Consider the following 19,551-nt stretch of genomic DNA (forward strand, 5'->3'; position numbering starts at 1 on the left):
TGTTATGCAAAAACGGGCGATTTATCCGGGTACTTTCGATCCCATTACTAATGGTCATATCGATATCGTGACGCGCGCCACGCAGATGTTCGATCACGTTATTCTGGCGATTGCCGCCAGCCCCAGTAAAAAACCGATGTTTACCCTGGAAGAGCGCGTGGCGCTGGCACAGCAGGCAACCGCGCATTTGGGAAACGTTGAAGTGGTCGGGTTTAGTGATTTGATGGCCAACTTCGCGCGTAATCAACACGCTACGGTGCTAATTCGTGGCCTGCGCGCAGTTGCAGATTTTGAATATGAAATGCAGCTGGCGCATATGAATCGCCACTTAATGCCAGAACTAGAAAGTGTCTTTTTGATGCCTTCAAAAGAGTGGTCGTTTATCTCTTCATCGCTGGTTAAAGAGGTGGCGCGCCATCAGGGCGATGTCACCCATTTCCTGCCGGAAAATGTCCATCAGGCATTGATGGCAAAATTAGCGTAACTTTTATGCCGGATGGTATACCATCCGGCTCGCATGAATTACTTCTGGCACTGCCGGCAATAAAACGTCGCCCGCTGCGCATGTTTAGTCGCCACAATCGGCGTACCACACACCCGACACGCCTCGCCTTTACGCCCGTAAACCTGCAATTCCTGAGCGAAATAACCCGGTTTACCGTCACTTTGTAGAAAATCTTTCAGAGTTGTACCGCCCTGCTCAATCGAACGCAGCAACACCGCTTTAATCACCCGAGCTAACAATTCGCACTCCGCCAACGACAGTGATGACGCCAACCGATCCGGATGGATCCCCGCCGCAAACAGTGATTCGCTGGCATAGATATTCCCCACGCCCACCACCAGCTTGTTATCCATCAGCCAGGGCTTAATCGCCGTTTTTTTCTTCGCGCACTTCTGATGCAGGTACTCACCGTTGAAATCGTCGCTAAGCGGCTCAGGCCCAAGATGAGCCAGCACATTGTGCCCCTCCAGCTCTTTGGTCCACAGCCAGGCACCAAAGCGGCGCGGATCGGTATAGCGCAGCACTTTGCCGTTGCTCATCACCAAATCAACATGGTCATGCTTTTCAGGGGGAAGTTCTTCTGGAAGGATACGCAGGCTGCCAGACATACCCAGATGAATGATAATCCAGCCCTCTGGCAGCTCCAGCAGCAGATATTTAGCCCGGCGCTGCACGCTAAGCACTGGTTGGTCGCTTAAACGGTAGATTTCTTCCGAAACCGGCCAGCGCAAGCGTCCGTTGCGCACCACCGCATGAAGAATAGTCGCACCAACGAGATGCGGTTCTATTCCGCGACGGCTGGTTTCAACTTCTGGTAATTCAGGCATAGCATCTCCGGGAATGAACAGATGCAGTCAATATGGGGGCAAACAGATAACAAAAAACCCCGCCGGAGCGAGGTTTTTCGTTACATTAAAGCGAGAATTATTTAATTTTCGCTTCTTTGTAGATCACGTGCTGGCGAACAACTGGATCGAATTTCTTCAGTTCCAGTTTTTCCGGCTTAGTACGTTTGTTCTTCGTAGTGGTATAGAAGTGACCAGTACCAGCAGAAGAAACCAGCTTGATTTTCTCACGAATACCTTTAGCCATGATTTATTTCCTCTAAGTACTTAGTACTTTTCGCCACGGGCACGCAGTTCAGCCAGAACTGTATCGATGCCTTTTTTATCGATTACACGCATACCTTTAGCAGATACGCGCAGGGTGACAAAACGCTTTTCGCTCTCAACCCAGAAACGGTGAGAGTGCAGGTTCGGCAGGAAACGGCGTTTAGTCGCGTTCAGTGCGTGGGAACGGTTGTTACCGGTCACCGGACGCTTGCCAGTAACTTGGCAGACTCGGGACATGTCTATTCTCCAAAAATCAAATTAGCTCGAGCTTCGTATGGGGTATTGGCGCCTCGTCAGGCTTTACAGCCCGGTCATCGCAGTTCTATGTGAACTCTCGATTGCCAGGCCCAAATGCCAAACCCGAGATTCTCAAAGGTGGCGTAGTATACGCTGACTCGGCGATGTGCTCAAGTCCCGAACAGACAAAGATCCCGAAGGATCGCGCATAGCGGGTTAAATCCAGCCGCGTTCGGCAAAAGAAACATATTCTCCACGCCCAATCACGATATGGTCGAGCACGCGTAATTCCATGAACTGACAACTTTTTATTATCCGTTCGGTGATGAGTTTATCCGCTTTACTGGGTTCAGCACAACCCGAAGGGTGATTATGGGCAAGGATCAGTGCCGACGCGTTTATTTTTATCGCTTCGCGAACAATCTCACGCGGATGGACTTCTACATGGTTTAGTGTGCCGGAGAACAATCTGCTGTGGGTAAGTACCCTGTGTTGTGAGTCGAGAAAGATCACCATAAAGATCTCACGCTCCTCGCCCGTAAGCTGGCTTTGTAAAAATTCCCTCGTCATCTCTGGGCTGAGTAACGGGCTTTCTTCGCGCATCCTCACGTTGTAGTAACGTCGCGCCAGTTCGGCAATTCCCTTTAACTGGGCGAATTTCGCCACACCAATTCCATGAACGCCACTAAATTGTTCGTATTCGGAGGATAACAATCCGTAAAGAGAACCGAAATTCTCCAGCATCTCTTTCGCCAGGGTTAACACATCTTTACCGCGCGTTCCTGTACGCAGAAATAGCGCCAGCAGTTCAACATCCGTTAACGAGCTAATGCCCAACTTCAGCATTTTTTCGCGTGGCATCAACAATTCTGCATTGCTTTTCACCTTCACCTCCTTTGTGGAGAGCGCATCCTGTCATGGTCGACCGATTAAATCGACGGTCAGTTTTCAGTACTGGAAAGCGCCTCGCAAAGTGATTCTCAGGTGAAAGCACGACAACAAAAGTATTGTGATAAAATCGCCAACTTCTGGTGTCACCCAACAGGAAAAATCATCATGAGTCTGGCCGGTAAAAAAATCGTTCTCGGCGTCAGCGGCGGTATTGCTGCCTATAAAACCCCTGAACTGGTGCGTCGTTTGCGCGATCGCGGGGCCGACGTCCGTGTGGTAATGACCGAAGCGGCAAAAGCCTTTATCACTCCACTTAGTTTGCAGGCGGTTTCTGGGTATCCCGTTTCCGACAGTCTGTTGGATCCGGCAGCCGAAGCGGCAATGGGCCACATTGAGTTGGGGAAATGGGCTGATTTAGTGATTCTCGCCCCTGCCACGGCAGATTTGATTGCCCGTGTTGCTGCCGGTATGGCGAATGATTTGGTATCGACGATTTGCCTTGCGACTCCTGCACCTGTTGCCGTGCTGCCAGCGATGAACCAGCAGATGTATCGTGCTGCTGCCACCCAGCATAATTTAGAGGTGCTTGCCTCGCGCGGTTTGCTGATCTGGGGGCCAGATAGCGGCAGCCAGGCCTGTGGTGATGTCGGCCCAGGGCGAATGCTCGATCCGTTAACCATTGTTGATATGGCGGTCGCCCATTTTTCGCCCGTCAACGACCTGAAACATCTGAACATTATGATTACCGCAGGCCCGACGCGTGAACCACTCGATCCGGTGCGTTACATCTCCAATCACAGCTCCGGCAAGATGGGGTTCGCCATTGCCGCAGCCGCTGCACGTCGTGGAGCAAACGTCACGCTGATTTCTGGCCCAGTTTCGCTACCGACTCCACCGTTTGTTAAACGTGTTGATGTGGTAACCGCACTGGAGATGGAAGCCGCAGTAAAGGCATCCGTGCAACAGCAAAATATATTTATCGGTTGTGCTGCCGTCGCGGATTACCGCGCAGCCACCGTTGCCAGCGAAAAAATCAAAAAGCAGGCTACGCCGGGTGATGAATTAACAATAAAAATGGTTAAAAACCCCGATATTGTCGCCGGTGTTGCCGCATTAAAAGACCATAGGCCTTATGTTGTTGGATTTGCCGCCGAAACAAATAATGTGGAAGAATACGCCCGGCAAAAACGTATCCGCAAAAACCTTGATCTGATCTGCGCTAACGATGTTTCCAGAAAAAATCAGGGATTTAATAGCGACAAAAACGCATTACACCTTTTCTGGCAGGATGGCGATAAAATCTTACCGCTTGAGCGAAAAGAGCTCCTTGGCCAATTATTACTCGACGAGATTGTGACCCGTTATGATGAAGAAAATCGACGTTAAGATTCTGGACCCGCGCGTTGGGAAGGAATTTCCACTCCCGACTTATGCCACTTCTGGTTCAGCCGGACTTGACCTGCGCGCCTGTCTCGACGACGCCGTAGAACTGGCACCGGGCGACACTACACTAGTGCCGACCGGACTGGCGATTCATATTGCCGACCCTTCACTGGCGGCGATGATGCTGCCGCGCTCCGGGCTGGGCCATAAGCACGGTATCGTGCTCGGTAACCTGGTGGGATTGATCGATTCCGACTATCAGGGTCAGCTGATGATCTCCGTGTGGAACCGTGGTCAGGACAGTTTCACCATTCAACCTGGCGAACGTATCGCGCAGATGATTTTTGTTCCGGTGGTACAGGCCGATTTTAATCTGGTGGAAGATTTTGACGCCACCGACCGGGGTGAAGGCGGTTTTGGTCACTCTGGTCGTCAGTAACGCATACGCATCCAAATAACGTCATAACATCGCCGCAAACATTTCGTTTGCGGTCATAGCGTGGGTGCCGCCTGGCAAGTGCTTATTTTCAGGGGTATTTTGTAACATGGCAGAAAAACAAACTGCGAAAAGGAACCGTCGCGAAGAAATACTTCAGTCTCTGGCGTTGATGTTAGAATCCAGCGATGGAAGCCAGCGTATCACGACGGCGAAACTGGCCGCCTCTGTCGGCGTTTCCGAAGCGGCTCTGTATCGCCACTTCCCCAGTAAAACCCGCATGTTCGATAGCCTGATTGAGTTTATCGAAGATAGCCTGATTACTCGTATTAACCTGATTCTCAAAGATGAAAAGGACACTACCGCGCGCCTGCGCCTGATTGTGTTGCTGCTTCTCGGTTTCGGCGAACGTAATCCAGGCCTGACCCGCATCCTCACTGGTCATGCGCTAATGTTCGAACAGGATCGTCTGCAAGGACGCATCAACCAACTGTTCGAGCGTATTGAAGCACAGCTGCGTCAGGTATTGCGTGAAAAGAGAATGCGTGAGGGTGAAGGTTACACCACCGATGAAACGTTGCTGGCAAGCCAACTTCTGGCGTTCTGCGAAGGTATGCTGTCTCGTTTTGTCCGCAGCGAGTTTAAATACCGCCCGACGGATGACTTTGACGCCCGCTGGCCGCTGATTGCCGCGCAGTTGCAGTAATATGACGCCGGATGACTTACCATCCGGCGTTTCTTATCAAACCCCGTACTCTTCGCGATAAGCCTTAACCGCCGCCAGATGTTCCGCCATTTCCGGCTTCTCTTCGAGGTAAGCAATAAGATCTTTCAGAGTGATGATAGAAATCACTTTGCAGTTGTAATCACGCTCAACTTCCTGAATCGCGGAAATCTCACCGCGACCACGTTCCTGACGATCGAGTGAAATCAACACGCCAGCAAGCGTCGCGCCATTGGCCTGAATAATTTCCATCGACTCACGAATCGCCGTCCCGGCGGTGATCACATCATCTACCAGCATTACGCGTCCTTGTAACGCGCTACCGACCAGATTGCCGCCCTCGCCGTGGTCTTTTGCTTCTTTGCGGTTAAAGCAGTATGGCAGGTCAAGGTCATGATGCTCCGCCAGCGCCACAGCGGTAGTGGTGGCAATCGGAATCCCTTTGTAAGCAGGGCCAAACAGCAGATCAAACTCAATGCCAGAATCCACCAACGCTTCAGCGTAAAAACGGCCTAACAGTGCCAGGTCGCGCCCGGTATTAAACAGCCCGGCGTTGAAGAAATAGGGGCTTTTGCGCCCGGATTTCAGCGTAAACTCGCCAAACTTTAATACCTGCTTGCTAAGCGCAAATTCAATAAACTGGCGCTGATATGGTTTCATGCCTTCGCTCCTCATCTTACTTTTCTACAGACAAAAAAAAGGCGACTCATCAGTCGCCTTAAAAATCAGTTTGCCAGCGCCGCCTTCTGCGTCGCTACAATGGATTCGATTCCCCCTCGGGCCAGCGCCAACAAGGTGAGGAGTTCTTCGTGAGTGAACGGCTCGCCTTCCGCCGTTCCCTGAACTTCAATGATGCGCCCATCTTCGGTCATCACCACGTTCATATCCGTTTCTGCGGCAGAGTCTTCGACGTATTCCAGATCGCAAATCGCTTCGCCGTTAACGATACCCACCGAAACCGCTGCCACCATGCCTTTCATCGGGTTGGTTTTCAGTTTGCCATTCTCAACCAGCTTATTCAGTGCATCTGCCAGCGCCACGCAGGCACCAGTGATTGAAGCAGTGCGCGTGCCGCCATCGGCCTGAAGTACGTCGCAATCCAGCGTAATGGTGAACTCACCCAACGCTTTCAAATCAACCGCCGCACGCAATGCACGGGCAATCAGACGCTGGATTTCCATCGTGCGTCCGCCCTGCTTACCTTTCGCCGCTTCACGGGCGTTACGAGTGTGGGTAGAGCGCGGCAGCATACCGTATTCTGCGGTGATCCAACCTTGCCCCTGTCCTTTCAGGAAGCGCGGCACACCTTCTTCAATAGAGGCGGTACACAACACTTTGGTATCGCCAAATTCGACCAGCACCGAGCCTTCTGCATGTTTTGTATAGTTACGAGTCAGGGTAACGGGACGCACCTGATTATTGCTACGGCCTGCTGGACGCATATTGAAATCTCCGGCTTGAAACAAATGTGGCTGCGCATTATACGGACTTCCGGCGGTTATTCCTATCCTGACAAGGCATCGATGGCTATAATCCTTCCACCTCTCCTTTTATAAACAGGAACGTCTATGATCCGCAGCATGACCGCCTACGCCCGGCGTGAAATCAAGGGTGAATGGGGGAGCGCAACCTGGGAAATGCGCTCGGTAAACCAGCGTTATCTGGAAACTTACTTTCGTCTGCCGGAGCAGTTCCGTAGCCTGGAACCTGTCGTTCGCGAGCGTATTCGTTCTCGCCTGACGCGCGGTAAAGTGGAATGTACCCTGCGCTATGAGCCAGATGTCAGCGCGCAAGGTGAGCTGATCCTCAACGAAAAACTGGCTAAACAGCTGGTAACTGCTGCGAATTGGGTAAAGATGCAGAGCGACGAAGGGGAAATCAACCCCGTTGATATCCTGCGCTGGCCGGGCGTAATGGCAGCCCAGGAACAGGATCTCGACGCTATTGCCGCTGAAATTCTTGCTGCTCTTGATGGTACGCTGGACGACTTTATCGTCGCGCGCGAAACCGAAGGTCAGGCGCTGAAAGCGTTGATCGAGCAGCGTCTGGAAGGCGTCACCGCCGAAGTGGCTAAAGTGCGCGCCCATATGCCGGAAATCCTGCAATGGCAGCGTGAACGTCTGGTCGCGAAGCTGGAAGATGCTCAGGTTCAGCTGGAGAACAATCGTCTGGAGCAAGAGCTGGTGCTGCTGGCGCAACGAATTGATGTTGCTGAAGAGCTGGATCGCCTCGAAGCGCATGTCAAAGAGACCTACAACATTCTCAAGAAAAAAGAAGCCGTTGGTCGTCGTCTGGACTTTATGATGCAAGAGTTCAACCGAGAATCGAACACTCTTGCTTCGAAGTCTATCAATGCCGAAGTGACGAACTCCGCGATTGAGTTGAAAGTGTTGATTGAGCAGATGCGCGAACAGATTCAGAATATCGAGTAAGCGGCATCGCATTGTAGGCCATTGTTAATTTCAGCGGCTCTACGTACATCTACCCAAAAAACGTCAAAAACCCCATACTTTTTCTAATGCATTTTTCTTAACACAACATCAGAAAAATGCATTAGCTTTGCAGAAAGTACAAATTTCACATAACTATAAATTATCAATCCAAACTCACCTTAAAAAATCTCAATCGTGACAATGTGCACAAATCGCTACCCTGCCAGACAGATTTTTAGGGAGAGAACCATGCTTTTACACATTTTGTATTTGGTTGGTATTACCGCCGAAGCCATGACGGGGGCGCTGGCGGCTGGGCGACGCCGAATGGATACATTTGGCGTAATTATCATTGCGACCGCCACCGCAATCGGTGGTGGCTCAGTGCGGGATATTCTTTTGGGCCACTATCCGCTCGGTTGGGTCAAGCATCCGGAATATGTGATTATTGTCGCCACAGCCGCCGTACTGACCACTATTGTTGCCCCGGTGATGCCTTATCTGCGCAAAGTCTTTCTGGTGCTTGATGCGCTCGGGCTGGTAGTTTTTTCTATTATTGGTGCACAAGTCGCGCTGGATATGGGGCACGGTCCGATCATTGCCGTTGTCGCGGCGGTGACGACCGGTGTGTTTGGCGGCGTTTTGCGCGATATGTTCTGTAAACGCATCCCGCTGGTCTTTCAGAAAGAGCTGTATGCTGGGGTTTCATTTGCCTCCGCCGTACTCTATATCGCGTTGCAACACTACGTCTCTAACCATGATGTGGTGATTATTTCCACTCTGGTGTTTGGCTTTTTCGCTCGCTTGCTGGCGCTGCGTCTTAAGCTGGGTTTACCCGTCTTTTACTACAGCCACGAAGGTCACTAAGGTGCAAAACCTGTGATCTGCTGGGCAGCCAGCCAGTTGCCCAGCATCTTGATTTGCCCATTATCTTTCCATTCAATAAGTTGGCTGGCACGACGGGGGCCTGTCTCTGGCAGTTGCCGCCAATGCTGTTCGCTTCTCTGCAAAACTTGCTCCCAGGTGCTGGAATCGCTGGCGTTAAGCGCCGCCTGGGTTAAGGGTATTCCCATTGCCATCACCCAACGGGTAAAAGGCTGCTTACGTGCCAGATTAAACTGATGCCATAACTGCTCGCTTTTGCTTTTCGCTATCCCCGGCGTGTTCTGTAATTGCTCTGGCGTTAACTGAAGCCATGAAAAGATATGCTCAAAACGATGAGTCTGATGCAGCGCACGCCAGCCAGCTTCACCAATGCCGTCCAGACCCAAAACCTGTTTTGACCCCAGCCAGACTAGCCGTGAAACGAATTGCTCCTGACAAACATCAGAAGCAAAGTAGCAGGTCAACGAATTAAAGCGGTTTTCTGGCGGCATTGGTTTAGTACGTTCCGTTCCGCGCCAGACCACATCATCAATGCGTGGAATACCCTGACCGGCGAGACTGACGAGAATTTGATCGCCAGGCGCAATATCCCATTCCTGCCAGCGCCTGACGGAACCAATATTCACCCGCTGAACTTTTTTATCATCCAGCATGACAGGCGCGAGTGACGCCACCACCGATATTTTGCCGCTCTTACCCACCGCAAACTGAATCGCATTCACTTCGGCAACCTGTGCCACGGGTTGATATTTCCACGCCACCAACCAGTTCGCCTGACCCGGTAGCCAATGGATGGATTCGGGTTCTTTCGCCGCTCGCACAACGACACCATCGGTAACAAAGGGTAACGCTGTTTTCCACCACTCATTACGTATCCGCTCAACCTCATCAGCATTTTTGACTGCGCGAGTGTACATCTGCGTCAGACTAAACCCTGCGGTTGCAAGCTGTTGCAATCGCTCGGTCATTAACTGCGGTCCATCCGGCCACGCCCAGATAAACACGCCAAGTGAATTTAGCGCGTCAGTATTGTTCTGCCGCATCATCATGCCCGCGACTTTCGAGCGCGCATTCATTCCCCCCATTTGTTGTTGGATATGCCCCTCACGCTGGAGAAATATTTCGCCCTGCAGCGTACTGTTGGCTAAAGGTCCGCTGACGGATTGTGGTACAGAAGGAATCGAACGTACTTTCTGCGTCCAGTCTTCGCCTTTCAGACCATTACCACGACTGATCGCTTTAATCAGTTTTCCCTCACGGTAGACCAGAGTTACCGCAACACCATCAACTTTTGGTTGCACCCAAAGATCGCTGCGTTCACGCATCCACAGGCTTAACGCATTTTTATCCGCCATTTTGCGTACGCCCGTATGTGCAACCGGATGGATAACCGTGCCGTTTAAAAGCGGCATCATGGCGTCACGATGCGTCTCTTCACCAAAACAACGTTGCCACTGCGTAAGACGGGCACTTATCTGATCGTAAACACTGTCTTCCACGTCACTTTTCCCTAATTTCCAGTAATCATCGTCCCACTGTTTTATTTGTTGTTGCAGGCGGGAAATTTCTTCATGCGCTCTGGCGGGCGACCAGGCTGGGCAGACGGCCTGCGCCGATGATTGCCAGCACAAAATCCCCATTAACACCGCTATCCATACTTTCATCATCACCTCCGCTGTAGTCAGGCGGGCAGGTATACAACGTGGTGAATGTAAATCCGAGTGGCAAAAACGAAGTGTGCGAGGACGCTTCCAGAGAATCGTTCTGATTGCAGCAAATGACAGGGAATTGCGGAAACAGCTACGCAAAACGCAACAACTTTGCGCAAAAAGTATGAGCAAGGGCTACGTCACGTGACCGCGCCGTGTATAATAAGCTCGTATGTAGGCTTTATTTCGCTAATCACATACGAAAGATACTCATGGCTCAAGGCACGCTTTATATTGTTTCTGCCCCCAGTGGCGCGGGTAAATCCAGCCTGATTCAGGCTTTATTAAAAACCCAACCGTTGTATGACACCCAGGTTTCTGTTTCACACACCACGCGTGCACCGCGTCCAGGTGAAGTACACGGTGAACATTACTTCTTTGTTAATCATGATGAATTTAAAGAGATGATTAGCAGAGATGCATTCCTTGAGCACGCGGAAGTGTTCGGTAATTACTATGGCACTTCGCGCGAAGCCATTGAGCAAGTACTGGCAAGTGGCGTAGATGTTTTTCTGGATATCGACTGGCAGGGTGCGCAACAAATTCGCCAGAAGATGCCACATGCGCGTAGTATCTTTATTTTACCGCCGTCCAAAATCGAGCTGGATCGCCGTCTACGCGGTCGCGGTCAGGACAGCGAAGAGGTCATTGCAAAGCGTATGGCGCAAGCAGTTGCAGAAATGAGCCATTACGCCGAATATGATTATTTGATTGTGAATGATGATTTTGACACCGCACTGGGTGATCTGAAGACCATTATTCGCGCCGAACGCTTGCGCATGAGTCGCCAAAAGCAACGTCATGACGCTTTAATCAGCAAATTGTTGGCAGACTGAACCTTCTTTCAGTATCATGCCCAGTCATTTCTTCACCTGTGGAGCTTTTTAAGTATGGCACGCGTAACTGTTCAGGACGCTGTAGAGAAAATTGGTAACCGTTTTGACCTGGTACTGGTCGCCGCGCGTCGCGCTCGTCAGATGCAGGTAGGCGGAAAGGATCCGCTAGTACCGGAAGAAAACGATAAAACCACAGTAATCGCGCTGCGCGAAATCGAAGAAGGTCTGATCAACAACCAGATCCTTGATGTTCGCGAACGCCAGGAACAGCAAGAGCAGGAAGCCGCTGAAATTCAAGCCGTTACCGCTATTGCTGAAGGTCGTCGTTAATCACAAAGCGGGTCGCCCTTGTATCTGTTTGAAAGCCTGAATCAACTGATTCAAAACTACCTGCCAGAAGACCAAATTAAGCGTCTGCGGCAGGCGTATCTCGTTGCACGTGATGCTCACGAGGGGCAAACACGTTCAAGCGGTGAACCCTATATCACGCACCCGGTAGCGGTTGCCTGCATTCTGGCCGAGATGAAACTCGACTATGAAACGCTGATGGCTGCCCTGCTGCATGACGTGATTGAAGATACTCCCGCCACCTACCAGGACATGGAACAGCTTTTTGGCAAAAGCGTCGCCGAGCTGGTAGAGGGGGTGTCGAAACTTGATAAACTCAAGTTTCGCGATAAGAAAGAGGCGCAGGCCGAAAACTTTCGCAAGATGATTATGGCGATGGTGCAGGATATCCGCGTCATCCTCATCAAACTCGCAGACCGTACCCACAACATGCGCACGCTGGGCTCACTTCGCCCAGACAAACGTCGCCGCATCGCCCGCGAAACTCTCGAAATCTACAGCCCGCTGGCACACCGTTTAGGTATCCACCATATTAAAACCGAACTCGAAGAGTTGGGTTTTGAGGCGCTGTATCCCAACCGTTACCGCGTAATTAAAGAAGTGGTGAAAGCCGCGCGCGGCAACCGTAAAGAGATGATCCAAAAAATCCTCTCTGAAATCGAAGGACGTTTGCAGGAAGCGGGAATACCGTGCCGCGTCAGTGGTCGCGAGAAACATCTTTATTCGATTTACTGCAAAATGGTGCTCAAAGAGCAGCGTTTTCACTCAATCATGGATATCTACGCCTTCCGCGTGATCGTCAATGATTCCGACACCTGTTATCGCGTGCTCGGTCAGATGCACAGCCTGTATAAGCCGCGTCCAGGTCGCGTGAAAGACTACATCGCCATTCCAAAAGCGAACGGTTATCAGTCTTTGCACACCTCAATGATTGGCCCCCACGGCGTTCCGGTTGAAGTCCAGATCCGTACCGAAGATATGGATCAGATGGCGGAGATGGGTGTTGCCGCACACTGGGCTTATAAAGAGCACGGCGAGACCAGCACCACTGCGCAAATCCGCGCCCAGCGTTGGATGCAGAGCCTGCTGGAGCTTCAGCAGAGCGCCGGTAGCTCATTTGAATTTATCGAGAGCGTTAAATCCGATCTCTTCCCGGATGAGATTTACGTTTTCACACCGGAAGGACGCATTGTCGAACTGCCTGCCGGTGCCACGCCTGTTGACTTCGCGTACGCGGTGCATACCGATATCGGTCATGCCTGCGTGGGTGCGCGAGTTGATCGTCAGCCTTACCCGCTGTCGCAGCCACTCTCCAGCGGACAAACCGTTGAAATCATTACCGCACCGGGCGCTCGCCCGAATGCCGCCTGGCTGAACTTTGTCGTCAGCTCGAAAGCACGCGCCAAAATTCGCCAGTTGCTGAAAAACCTCAAGCGTGATGATTCCGTCAGCCTGGGTCGTCGCCTGCTCAACCACGCGTTGGGTGGCAGCCGTAAGCTGAATGAAATCCCGCAGGAAAATATTCAGCGCGAACTGGATCGCATGAAACTGGCGACGCTTGACGATTTGCTGGCAGAAATCGGTCTTGGCAATGCAATGAGCGTAGTGGTAGCGAAGAATCTCCAGCAGGGAGACGGTTCCATTCCACCAGCAACCCAAAGCCACGGGCATCTGCCGATTAAAGGCGCTGATGGCGTGTTAATCACTTTTGCTAAATGCTGCCGCCCTATTCCCGGCGACCCGATCATCGCCCATGTTAGCCCCGGTAAAGGTCTGGTGATCCACCATGAGTCCTGCCGTAACATCCGTGGCTACCAGAAAGAGCCAGAGAAGTTTATGGCTGTGGAATGGGATAAAGAGACGGCGCAGGAGTTCATTACTGAAATCAAGGTAGAAATGTTCAACCATCAGGGTGCGCTGGCAAACCTGACAGCGGCGATCAACACCACCAATTCCAATATTCAAAGTTTGAATACGGAAGAGAAAGATGGTCGCGTCTACAGTGCCTTTATTCGCCTGACCGCCCGGGATCGCGTACATCTGGCAAATATCATGCGCAAAATCCGTGTGATGCCAGACGTGATTAAAGTCACCCGAAACAGAAATTAATGTTTTATGAACCCAACACGTTATGCACGCATCTGTGAAATGCTCGCCAGGCGGCAGCCTGATCTGACCGTCTGCATGGAACAGGTTCACAAACCCCATAACGTTTCTGCGATCATTCGTACCGCAGATGCCGTTGGCGTACATGAAGTTCATGCCGTCTGGCCTGGCAGCCGGATGCGCACTATGGCCTCGGCTGCGGCTGGCAGCAACAGTTGGGTACAGGTGAAAACGCACCGCACCATTGGCGATGCTGTCGCCCATCTGAAAGGCCAGGGAATGCAGATTCTGGCTACACATCTTTCTGATAACGCCGTCGATTTCCGCGAAATTGATTACACCCGCCCGACCTGTATTTTGATGGGTCAGGAGAAAACGGGCATCACGCAGGAAGCGTTAGCACTGGCGGATCAGGACATCATCATTCCGATGATCGGCATGGTGCAGTCGCTGAACGTCTCCGTCGCATCAGCACTCATTCTTTACGAAGCCCAGCGTCAGCGGCAAAACGCTGGCATGTATCTGCGTGAAAACAGCATGTTACCGGAAGCAGAACAACAACGCCTGCTGTTTGAAGGCGGCTATCCGGTACTGGCGAAAGTCGCAAAACGCAAAGGTCTGCCCTATCCCCACGTCAATCAGCAAGGTGAAATTGAAGCCGATGCTAACTGGTGGGCCACCATGCAGGCTGCAGGGTAAGCGCCATGAAAGGTCGCCTGTTAGATGCTGTCCCGCTCAGTTCCCTAACGGGCGTTGGCGCGGCGCAAAGTAACAAGCTGGCGAAAATCAACCTGCATACCGTGCAGGACTTACTGTTACACCTTCCTCTGCGCTACGAAGATCGCACCCATCTCTACCCCATCGGTGAGCTACTGCCGGGCGTTTATGCCACGGTGGAAGGCGAAGTGCTGAACTGTAATATCTCCTTCGGCGGTCGGCGGATGATGACCTGCCAGATTAGCGACGGTTCCGGCATTCTCACCATGCGCTTTTTCAATTTCAGCGCGGCGATGAAAAATAGCCTGGCGACGGGCCGCCGCGTGCTGGCCTACGGCGAAGCAAAGCGCGGCAAATATGGCGCGGAGATGATCCATCCGGAATATCGCGTACAGGGTGATCTCAGTACCCCGGAGCTACAGGAAACGCTTACGCCGGTTTACCCAACGACTGAAGGCGTTAAACAGGCAACGCTGCGTAAATTAACCGACCAGGCGCTGGATCTGCTCGACACCTGCGCTATTGAAGAACTGTTGCCGCCGGAACTGTCACAAGGGATGATGACGCTGCCGGAAGCCTTGAGAACGCTGCATCGCCCGCCGCCGACGCTGCAACTTAGCGATCTGGAAAGCGGGCAGCATCCGGCACAACGTCGTCTGATTCTGGAAGAACTACTGGCGCACAACCTCAGTATGCTGGCGTTACGCGCTGGAGCACAACGTTTTCATGCCCAACCGCTTAGCGCCAATGACGCGCTGAAAAATAAACTCCTTGCCGCCTTACCGTTCAAACCAACGGGCGCTCAGGCACGTGTGGTGGCGGAGATCGAGCGCGATATGGCGCTGGATGTTCCCATGATGCGTCTGGTACAAGGCGATGTAGGTTCCGGTAAAACGCTGGTTGCTGCCCTCGCCGCGCTGCGTGCAATTGCTCACGGTAAACAGGTGGCGCTGATGGCACCAACCGAGTTGCTCGCCGAACAGCACGCCAATAACTTTCGCAACTGGTTTGAGCCGCTGGGTATTGAAGTGGGTTGGCTGGCTGGTAAGCAGAAAGGTAAAGCGCGACTGGCGCAGCAGGAAGCCATCGCCAACGGTCAGGTGCAGATGATTGTCGGCACTCACGCCATCTTCCAGGAACAGGTACAGTTTAACGGTCTGGCGCTGGTGATCATCGACGAACAGCATCGTTTCGGTGTGCATCAGCGTCTGGCATTGTGGGAAAAAGGCCAGCAGCAAGGCTTCCATCCTCATCAGTTGATCATGACCGCCACGCCGATCCCCCGCACGCTGGCAATGACCGCCTATGCCGATCTCGATACCTCGGTCATTGATGAACTGCCGCCAGGGCGTACACCAGTGACGACAGTGGCAATCCCGGATACGCGTCGTAACGACATCATTGACCGCGTGCGTCACGCCTGCATGACTGAAGGACGTCAGGCTTACTGGGTTTGTACGTTGATTGAAGAGTCAGAGTTACTGGAAGCGCAGGCAGCGGAAGCTACCTGGGAAGAGTTGAAATTGGCGTTGCCGGAACTGAACGTTGGCCTGGTACATGGGCGTATGAAACCTGCCGAGAAACAGGCGGTGATGGCGTCGTTTAAACAAGGCGAGTTACACCTGTTGGTTGCCACTACCGTCATTGAAGTCGGCGTTGATGTGCCTAACGCCAGCCTGATGATTATCGAAAACCCGGAGCGCCTGGGTCTGGCGCAGTTACACCAGCTTCGCGGGCGCGTGGGGCGTGGCGCGGTGGCTTCTCACTGCGTGCTGCTCTACAAAACGCCGCTCTCCAAAACGGCGCAAATTCGCCTGCAAGTGCTGCGTGACAGCAGCGACGGGTTTGTGATTGCACAAAAAGATTTGGAGATTCGCGGCCCTGGTGAATTGTTAGGTACGCGTCAGACGGGTAATGCCGAATTTAAAGTGGCAGATTTATTGCGCGATCAGGCCATGATCCCAGAAGTTCAGCGCCTGGCACGGCATATTCACGAACGTTACCCACAACAGGCAAAAGCCCTGATAGAACGCTGGATGCCGGAGACGGAACGCTACTCAAATGCATAAAGACGGCGGAGAGAAGACCGCCGTTTCAGGTTGATTTACCTTCCTGCCGAATGCGGCGTGAACGCCTTATCCGACCTACAAAAAACCAAAAAAAATCAATAAATTGATAATCATTACGCAGGCCAGATAAGCGAAGCGTATCTGGCATTTGTCTTTGTTGCGGCGGCACACATACCGCCGCTTCATCGGTTACCCCGCAAAAATCGGCAACATCAAATACAGCTTAATCACCAGGGCGTTAACGATATCGATAAAGAACGCACCGACCATCGGCACCACCAGGAAGGCCATGTGCGACGGGCCAAAGCGTTCGGTAATCGCCTGCATGTTGGCGATTGCCGTTGGCGTTGCACCAAGGCCAAAACCACAGTGACCCGCAGCCAGCACCGCCGCATCGTAGTTTTTGCCCATCATGCGCCAGGTGACGAAGATAGCGTACAACGCCATGAAGATAGTCTGTGCGACCAGAATCGCCAGCATCGGCAGCGCCAGCGAAGCCAGCTCCCACAGCTTCAGCCCCATCAACGCCATCGCCAGGAACAACGACAGGCTTACGTTACCCAGAACCGATACCGCACGCTCAAAGACACGGTAAAAGCCCATCATGGACAAACCGTTGCTCAGAATCACGCCCACAAAAAGCACGCAAACGAAGGTTGGCAATTCAAAAGCGGTGCCAGCCAAAAGTTGCGCAACAATTTTCCCCACCGTCAGACAGATAGCAATCAGCGCGATGGTTTCAATTAGTACCAGCGAAGTGATCATGCGCCCCACGTCCGGCTTTTCAAATGCGGTGGGGACTTCCTGGTCATCCGGAATACCGTTCGGCGTGGTGGAGTGCTTCACCAGATACCGCGCCACCGGCCCCCCAATCAAGCCGCCCAGCACCAGACCAAAAGTTGCACAGGCCATCGCCACTTCCGTCGCGTTGGTGAAGCCATAACGTTCAATGAACAATTTACTCCACGCAGCTCCCGTACCGTGTCCGCCAGAAAGCGTAATAGAACCGGCCAGCAGCCCCATCAGCGGATCAAGCCCTAACAGGCTTGCCATCCCAATGCCGATAGCATTTTGCATCACCAACAGGCCAACAACCACGATGAGGAAAATCCCCACCACACGCCCACCGGCACGCAGGCTGGCAATATTGGCATTCAGACCAATGGTTGCGAAGAATGCCAGCATCAACGGATCGCGCAGGGACATATCAAAATTGACTTCCCAGCCCATACTTTTTTTCAGCACCAGCAGCGCCAGTGCCACCAGCAACCCTCCGGCAACTGGTTCAGGTATGGTGTATTTCTTCAGAAAGGAGACGGAATGGACCAACTTGCGCCCGAGCAGCAACGTCAGCGTTGCAGCAACAAGCGTTGCTAAAGTATCGAGATGAAACATAGTTACTCCTTTGTGTCCGCACCACTCTTTCACACTCGTCATACTTCATCGCGCATGTGCATTAGGGCGAAATATGACGAGTATCGAGTCATGCTATCCCGGTTCGAATTCTCAGCTGAAAATAAAAAAATGGCATGGATTTTAAGCAGAAAACAACCAAAAGTTATATAAAAAAGTGCATTTATCGCATTTAAATATTTAGAAGAATGCATGGCAAACGTTTGCTTTTACCTTTCGGTCAGCTAAAATGCCCGCTTTGCCACCACGGGATTGTTTTCGATGTCTGTTTCCACCCTAGAGTCAGAAAATGCGCAACCGGTTGCGCAGACTCAAAACAGCGAACTGATTTATCGTCTTGAAGATCGTCCGCCGCTTGCTCAAACTCTGTTTGCCGCCTGTCAGCATCTGCTGGCGATGTTTGTCGCGGTAATCACGCCAGCACTGTTAATTTGCCAGGCGCTGGGTTTACCAGCACAGGACACGCAACACATTATTAGTATGTCGCTGTTTGCCTCCGGTGTGGCGTCGATTATTCAGATTAAAGCCTGGGGGCCGGTTGGTTCCGGGTTGTTGTCTATTCAGGGCACCAGCTTTAACTTCGTTGCCCCGCTGATTATGGGTGGAACGGCACTGAAGACCGGTGGCGCCGATGTTCCAACCATGATGGCGGCGCTCTTCGGCACACTGATGCTGGCAAGCTGCACCGAAATGGTAATCTCCCGCGTTTTGCACCTGGCGCGCCGCATTATTACGCCGCTGGTTTCTGGCGTAGTGGTGATGATTATCGGCCTGTCGCTAATACAGGTTGGGTTAACGTCCATTGGCGGCGGTTATGCGGCCATGAACGATAACACCTTTGGCGCACCGAAAAATCTGCTGCTGGCGGGTGTGGTCTTAGCTTTAATCATTCTGCTTAACCGTCAACGTAACCCTTACTTACGCGTGGCCTCGCTGGTGATTGCGATGGCAGCCGGATATGCGCTGGCGTGGTTTATGGGCATGTTGCCAGAAAGCAACGAGCCGATGACGCAAGAACTGATTATGGTGCCAACACCGCTCTATTACGGGCTTGGTATTGAATGGAGTCTGCTGTTGCCGCTGATGCTGGTCTTTATGATCACCTCGCTGGAAACTATTGGCGATATCACCGCCACCTCCGACGTTTCCGAACAACCGGTTTCTGGTCCGCTGTACATGAAACGTCTGAAAGGCGGCGTGCTGGCGAATGGCCTGAACTCGTTTGTGTCGGCGGTGTTTAACACCTTCCCGAACTCCTGCTTCGGGCAGAACAACGGGGTGATCCAGTTGACCGGTGTTGCCAGCCGGTATGTCGGTTTTGTCGTTGCGCTGATGCTGATTGTGCTCGGTCTGTTCCCGGCTGTGAGCGGTTTTGTGCAGCATATTCCTGAGCCGGTACTTGGCGGCGCTACGCTGGTGATGTTTGGTACTATCGCCGCATCCGGTGTGCGTATCGTTTCTCGAGAGCCGCTGAACCGTCGAGCCATTCTGATTATTGCTCTGTCACTGGCGGTCGGTCTGGGCGTGTCTCAGCAACCACTGATTTTGCAGTTTGCCCCTGACTGGCTGAAAAACCTGCTCTCCTCCGGGATCGCCGCTGGCGGTATCACTGCCATTGTGCTGAATCTGATTTTCCCGCCAGAAAAACAGTAATCCACTCGCGGCGGTAAAATTCTTTACCGCCGTAGCCACTCGCTTTCTCCATTCCCGCCTTGAGGAATGCGCGTAAATCGTGCATAACTCCCTTA

20 protein-coding genes are annotated in these 19,551 nt (G+C 52.3%); 12 read left to right on the plus strand and 8 right to left on the minus strand.

The genetic code is table 11. The features are described from left to right. Positions 1–4 precede the first annotated feature (4 nt). On the plus strand, positions 5–484 hold the full coding sequence (coaD, locus tag HEN21_RS11030) for a pantetheine-phosphate adenylyltransferase (RefSeq protein ID WP_001171866.1): 480 nt from the start codon (positions 5–7) through the stop codon (positions 482–484). A 38-nt stretch (positions 485–522) separates the two neighbouring features. Here coaD and mutM read toward each other — a convergent pair whose 3' ends face one another. The 4 genes from mutM to radC all read right to left on the minus strand — a co-directional run bounded on the left by mutM (position 523) and on the right by radC (position 2,739). Next, positions 523–1,332 carry a bifunctional DNA-formamidopyrimidine glycosylase/DNA-(apurinic or apyrimidinic site) lyase gene (gene mutM / locus HEN21_RS11035; RefSeq protein ID WP_016159945.1) on the minus strand — a complete coding sequence of 270 codons (810 nt, stop codon included), beginning with the start codon at positions 1,330–1,332 and terminating at the stop codon, positions 523–525. Between the two features lie 97 nt (positions 1,333–1,429). After that, the gene (rpmG, locus tag HEN21_RS11040; protein ID WP_001051798.1) at positions 1,430–1,597 is read right to left on the minus strand and encodes a 50S ribosomal protein L33; all 168 of its coding nucleotides are present in this window, start codon (positions 1,595–1,597) and stop codon (positions 1,430–1,432) included. 20 nt (positions 1,598–1,617) lie between these two features. Beyond that, on the minus strand, positions 1,618–1,854 hold the full coding sequence (gene rpmB, locus HEN21_RS11045) for a 50S ribosomal protein L28 (RefSeq protein ID WP_000091955.1): 237 nt from the start codon (positions 1,852–1,854) through the stop codon (positions 1,618–1,620). Between the two features lie 216 nt (positions 1,855–2,070). Next, positions 2,071–2,739: a RadC family protein gene (gene radC, locus HEN21_RS11050; protein ID WP_010356042.1), complete on the minus strand. Its 669-nt coding sequence runs from the start codon at positions 2,737–2,739 to the stop codon at positions 2,071–2,073. A 171-nt stretch (positions 2,740–2,910) separates the two neighbouring features. Between radC and coaBC the strand changes: the two genes are divergently transcribed. From coaBC to slmA, 3 genes are all read left to right on the plus strand, one after another. Beyond that, positions 2,911–4,131 carry a bifunctional phosphopantothenoylcysteine decarboxylase/phosphopantothenate--cysteine ligase CoaBC gene (gene coaBC, locus HEN21_RS11055; protein ID WP_000050165.1) on the plus strand — a complete coding sequence of 407 codons (1,221 nt, stop codon included), beginning with the start codon at positions 2,911–2,913 and terminating at the stop codon, positions 4,129–4,131. Continuing rightward, on the plus strand, positions 4,109–4,567 hold the full coding sequence (gene dut / locus HEN21_RS11060; protein ID WP_000976068.1) for a dUTP diphosphatase: 459 nt from the start codon (positions 4,109–4,111) through the stop codon (positions 4,565–4,567). The genes coaBC and dut overlap by 23 nt, the downstream gene beginning before the upstream one ends. A gap of 106 nt (positions 4,568–4,673) precedes the next feature. Further along, positions 4,674–5,270, plus strand: coding sequence for a nucleoid occlusion factor SlmA (gene slmA, locus HEN21_RS11065; protein ID WP_000818603.1), 597 nt, complete (start codon positions 4,674–4,676; stop codon positions 5,268–5,270). 36 nt (positions 5,271–5,306) lie between these two features. Here slmA and pyrE read toward each other — a convergent pair whose 3' ends face one another. Both pyrE and rph read right to left on the minus strand, forming a co-directional pair. Beyond that, complete coding sequence (gene pyrE / locus HEN21_RS11070) at positions 5,307–5,948, minus strand: orotate phosphoribosyltransferase (RefSeq protein WP_000806178.1); 642 nt, start codon at positions 5,946–5,948, stop codon at positions 5,307–5,309. A gap of 65 nt (positions 5,949–6,013) precedes the next feature. Beyond that, the gene (rph, locus tag HEN21_RS11075) at positions 6,014–6,730 is read right to left on the minus strand and encodes a ribonuclease PH (RefSeq protein ID WP_001247086.1); all 717 of its coding nucleotides are present in this window, start codon (positions 6,728–6,730) and stop codon (positions 6,014–6,016) included. Between the two features lie 126 nt (positions 6,731–6,856). On the opposite strand from rph, the gene HEN21_RS11080 reads away from it, so the two are divergent. Together HEN21_RS11080 and HEN21_RS11085 are read left to right on the plus strand one after the other, a co-directional pair. Beyond that, positions 6,857–7,720 (plus strand): YicC/YloC family endoribonuclease, encoded by an 864-nt coding sequence (locus HEN21_RS11080; protein ID WP_000621334.1) that lies wholly within the window; start codon positions 6,857–6,859, stop codon positions 7,718–7,720. 249 nt (positions 7,721–7,969) lie between these two features. Beyond that, positions 7,970–8,587 (plus strand): trimeric intracellular cation channel family protein, encoded by a 618-nt coding sequence (locus tag HEN21_RS11085; RefSeq protein WP_000924289.1) that lies wholly within the window; start codon positions 7,970–7,972, stop codon positions 8,585–8,587. Here the strand turns inward: HEN21_RS11085 and ligB are convergent. Next, positions 8,584–10,269 carry an NAD-dependent DNA ligase LigB gene (ligB, locus tag HEN21_RS11090; RefSeq protein ID WP_176252196.1) on the minus strand — a complete coding sequence of 562 codons (1,686 nt, stop codon included), beginning with the start codon at positions 10,267–10,269 and terminating at the stop codon, positions 8,584–8,586. The two genes, HEN21_RS11085 and ligB, sit on opposite strands and share 4 nt — an antisense overlap. Positions 10,270–10,526: 257 nt before the next feature. On the opposite strand from ligB, the gene gmk reads away from it, so the two are divergent. From gmk to recG, 5 genes are read left to right on the plus strand one after another with little or no spacing between them, the layout of a single operon-like run. Further along, positions 10,527–11,150, plus strand: a complete 624-nt coding sequence (gmk, locus tag HEN21_RS11095) for a guanylate kinase (RefSeq protein ID WP_010344504.1) — start codon at positions 10,527–10,529, stop codon at positions 11,148–11,150. Positions 11,151–11,204: 54 nt separating this feature from the next. Further along, complete coding sequence (rpoZ, locus tag HEN21_RS11100) at positions 11,205–11,480, plus strand: DNA-directed RNA polymerase subunit omega (protein WP_000135057.1); 276 nt, start codon at positions 11,205–11,207, stop codon at positions 11,478–11,480. 18 nt (positions 11,481–11,498) lie between these two features. Next, entirely contained in the window at positions 11,499–13,607 is a 2,109-nt protein-coding gene (gene spoT, locus HEN21_RS11105) for a bifunctional GTP diphosphokinase/guanosine-3',5'-bis pyrophosphate 3'-pyrophosphohydrolase (RefSeq protein WP_000280472.1), read from the plus strand. A gap of 6 nt (positions 13,608–13,613) precedes the next feature. Beyond that, on the plus strand, positions 13,614–14,303 hold the full coding sequence (gene trmH, locus HEN21_RS11110; RefSeq protein ID WP_001070180.1) for a tRNA (guanosine(18)-2'-O)-methyltransferase TrmH: 690 nt from the start codon (positions 13,614–13,616) through the stop codon (positions 14,301–14,303). Positions 14,304–14,308: 5 nt separating this feature from the next. Further along, positions 14,309–16,390, plus strand: coding sequence for an ATP-dependent DNA helicase RecG (gene recG, locus HEN21_RS11115; protein WP_000678473.1), 2,082 nt, complete (start codon positions 14,309–14,311; stop codon positions 16,388–16,390). Between the two features lie 189 nt (positions 16,391–16,579). Here recG and gltS read toward each other — a convergent pair whose 3' ends face one another. Then, positions 16,580–17,785 (minus strand): sodium/glutamate symporter, encoded by a 1,206-nt coding sequence (gene gltS, locus HEN21_RS11120; protein WP_000468835.1) that lies wholly within the window; start codon positions 17,783–17,785, stop codon positions 16,580–16,582. Positions 17,786–18,064: 279 nt separating this feature from the next. Here gltS and xanP point away from each other — a divergent pair, with 279 nt between their 5' ends. Next, complete coding sequence (xanP, locus tag HEN21_RS11125; protein WP_010352595.1) at positions 18,065–19,456, plus strand: xanthine/proton symporter XanP; 1,392 nt, start codon at positions 18,065–18,067, stop codon at positions 19,454–19,456. Positions 19,457–19,551 lie beyond the last annotated feature (95 nt).

It is taken from the genome of Escherichia sp. 93.1518 (genome assembly GCF_013368915.2).
Classification (GTDB): Bacteria; Pseudomonadota; Gammaproteobacteria; order Enterobacterales; family Enterobacteriaceae; genus Escherichia; species Escherichia ruysiae.

Bases quoted from the DNA above. Each gene is read 5' to 3' on its own strand.
- coaD (WP_001171866.1), top strand. From the start codon at position 5: ATGCAAAAACGGGCGATTTATCCGGGTACTTTCGATCCCATTACTAAT.
- mutM (WP_016159945.1), bottom strand. From the start codon at position 1,332: ATGCCTGAATTACCAGAAGTTGAAACCAGCCGTCGCGGAATAGAACCG.
- rpmG (WP_001051798.1), bottom strand. From the start codon at position 1,597: ATGGCTAAAGGTATTCGTGAGAAAATCAAGCTGGTTTCTTCTGCTGGT.
- rpmB (WP_000091955.1), bottom strand. From the start codon at position 1,854: ATGTCCCGAGTCTGCCAAGTTACTGGCAAGCGTCCGGTGACCGGTAAC.
- coaBC (WP_000050165.1), top strand. From the start codon at position 2,911: ATGAGTCTGGCCGGTAAAAAAATCGTTCTCGGCGTCAGCGGCGGTATT.
- dut (WP_000976068.1), top strand. From the start codon at position 4,109: ATGATGAAGAAAATCGACGTTAAGATTCTGGACCCGCGCGTTGGGAAG.
- slmA (WP_000818603.1), top strand. From the start codon at position 4,674: ATGGCAGAAAAACAAACTGCGAAAAGGAACCGTCGCGAAGAAATACTT.
- pyrE (WP_000806178.1), bottom strand. From the start codon at position 5,948: ATGAAACCATATCAGCGCCAGTTTATTGAATTTGCGCTTAGCAAGCAG.
- rph (WP_001247086.1), bottom strand. From the start codon at position 6,730: ATGCGTCCAGCAGGCCGTAGCAATAATCAGGTGCGTCCCGTTACCCTG.
- HEN21_RS11080 (WP_000621334.1), top strand. From the start codon at position 6,857: ATGATCCGCAGCATGACCGCCTACGCCCGGCGTGAAATCAAGGGTGAA.
- HEN21_RS11085 (WP_000924289.1), top strand. From the start codon at position 7,970: ATGCTTTTACACATTTTGTATTTGGTTGGTATTACCGCCGAAGCCATG.
- ligB (WP_176252196.1), bottom strand. From the start codon at position 10,269: ATGAAAGTATGGATAGCGGTGTTAATGGGGATTTTGTGCTGGCAATCA.
- gmk (WP_010344504.1), top strand. From the start codon at position 10,527: ATGGCTCAAGGCACGCTTTATATTGTTTCTGCCCCCAGTGGCGCGGGT.
- rpoZ (WP_000135057.1), top strand. From the start codon at position 11,205: ATGGCACGCGTAACTGTTCAGGACGCTGTAGAGAAAATTGGTAACCGT.
- trmH (WP_001070180.1), top strand. From the start codon at position 13,614: ATGAACCCAACACGTTATGCACGCATCTGTGAAATGCTCGCCAGGCGG.
- recG (WP_000678473.1), top strand. From the start codon at position 14,309: ATGAAAGGTCGCCTGTTAGATGCTGTCCCGCTCAGTTCCCTAACGGGC.
- gltS (WP_000468835.1), bottom strand. From the start codon at position 17,785: ATGTTTCATCTCGATACTTTAGCAACGCTTGTTGCTGCAACGCTGACG.
- xanP (WP_010352595.1), top strand. From the start codon at position 18,065: ATGTCTGTTTCCACCCTAGAGTCAGAAAATGCGCAACCGGTTGCGCAG.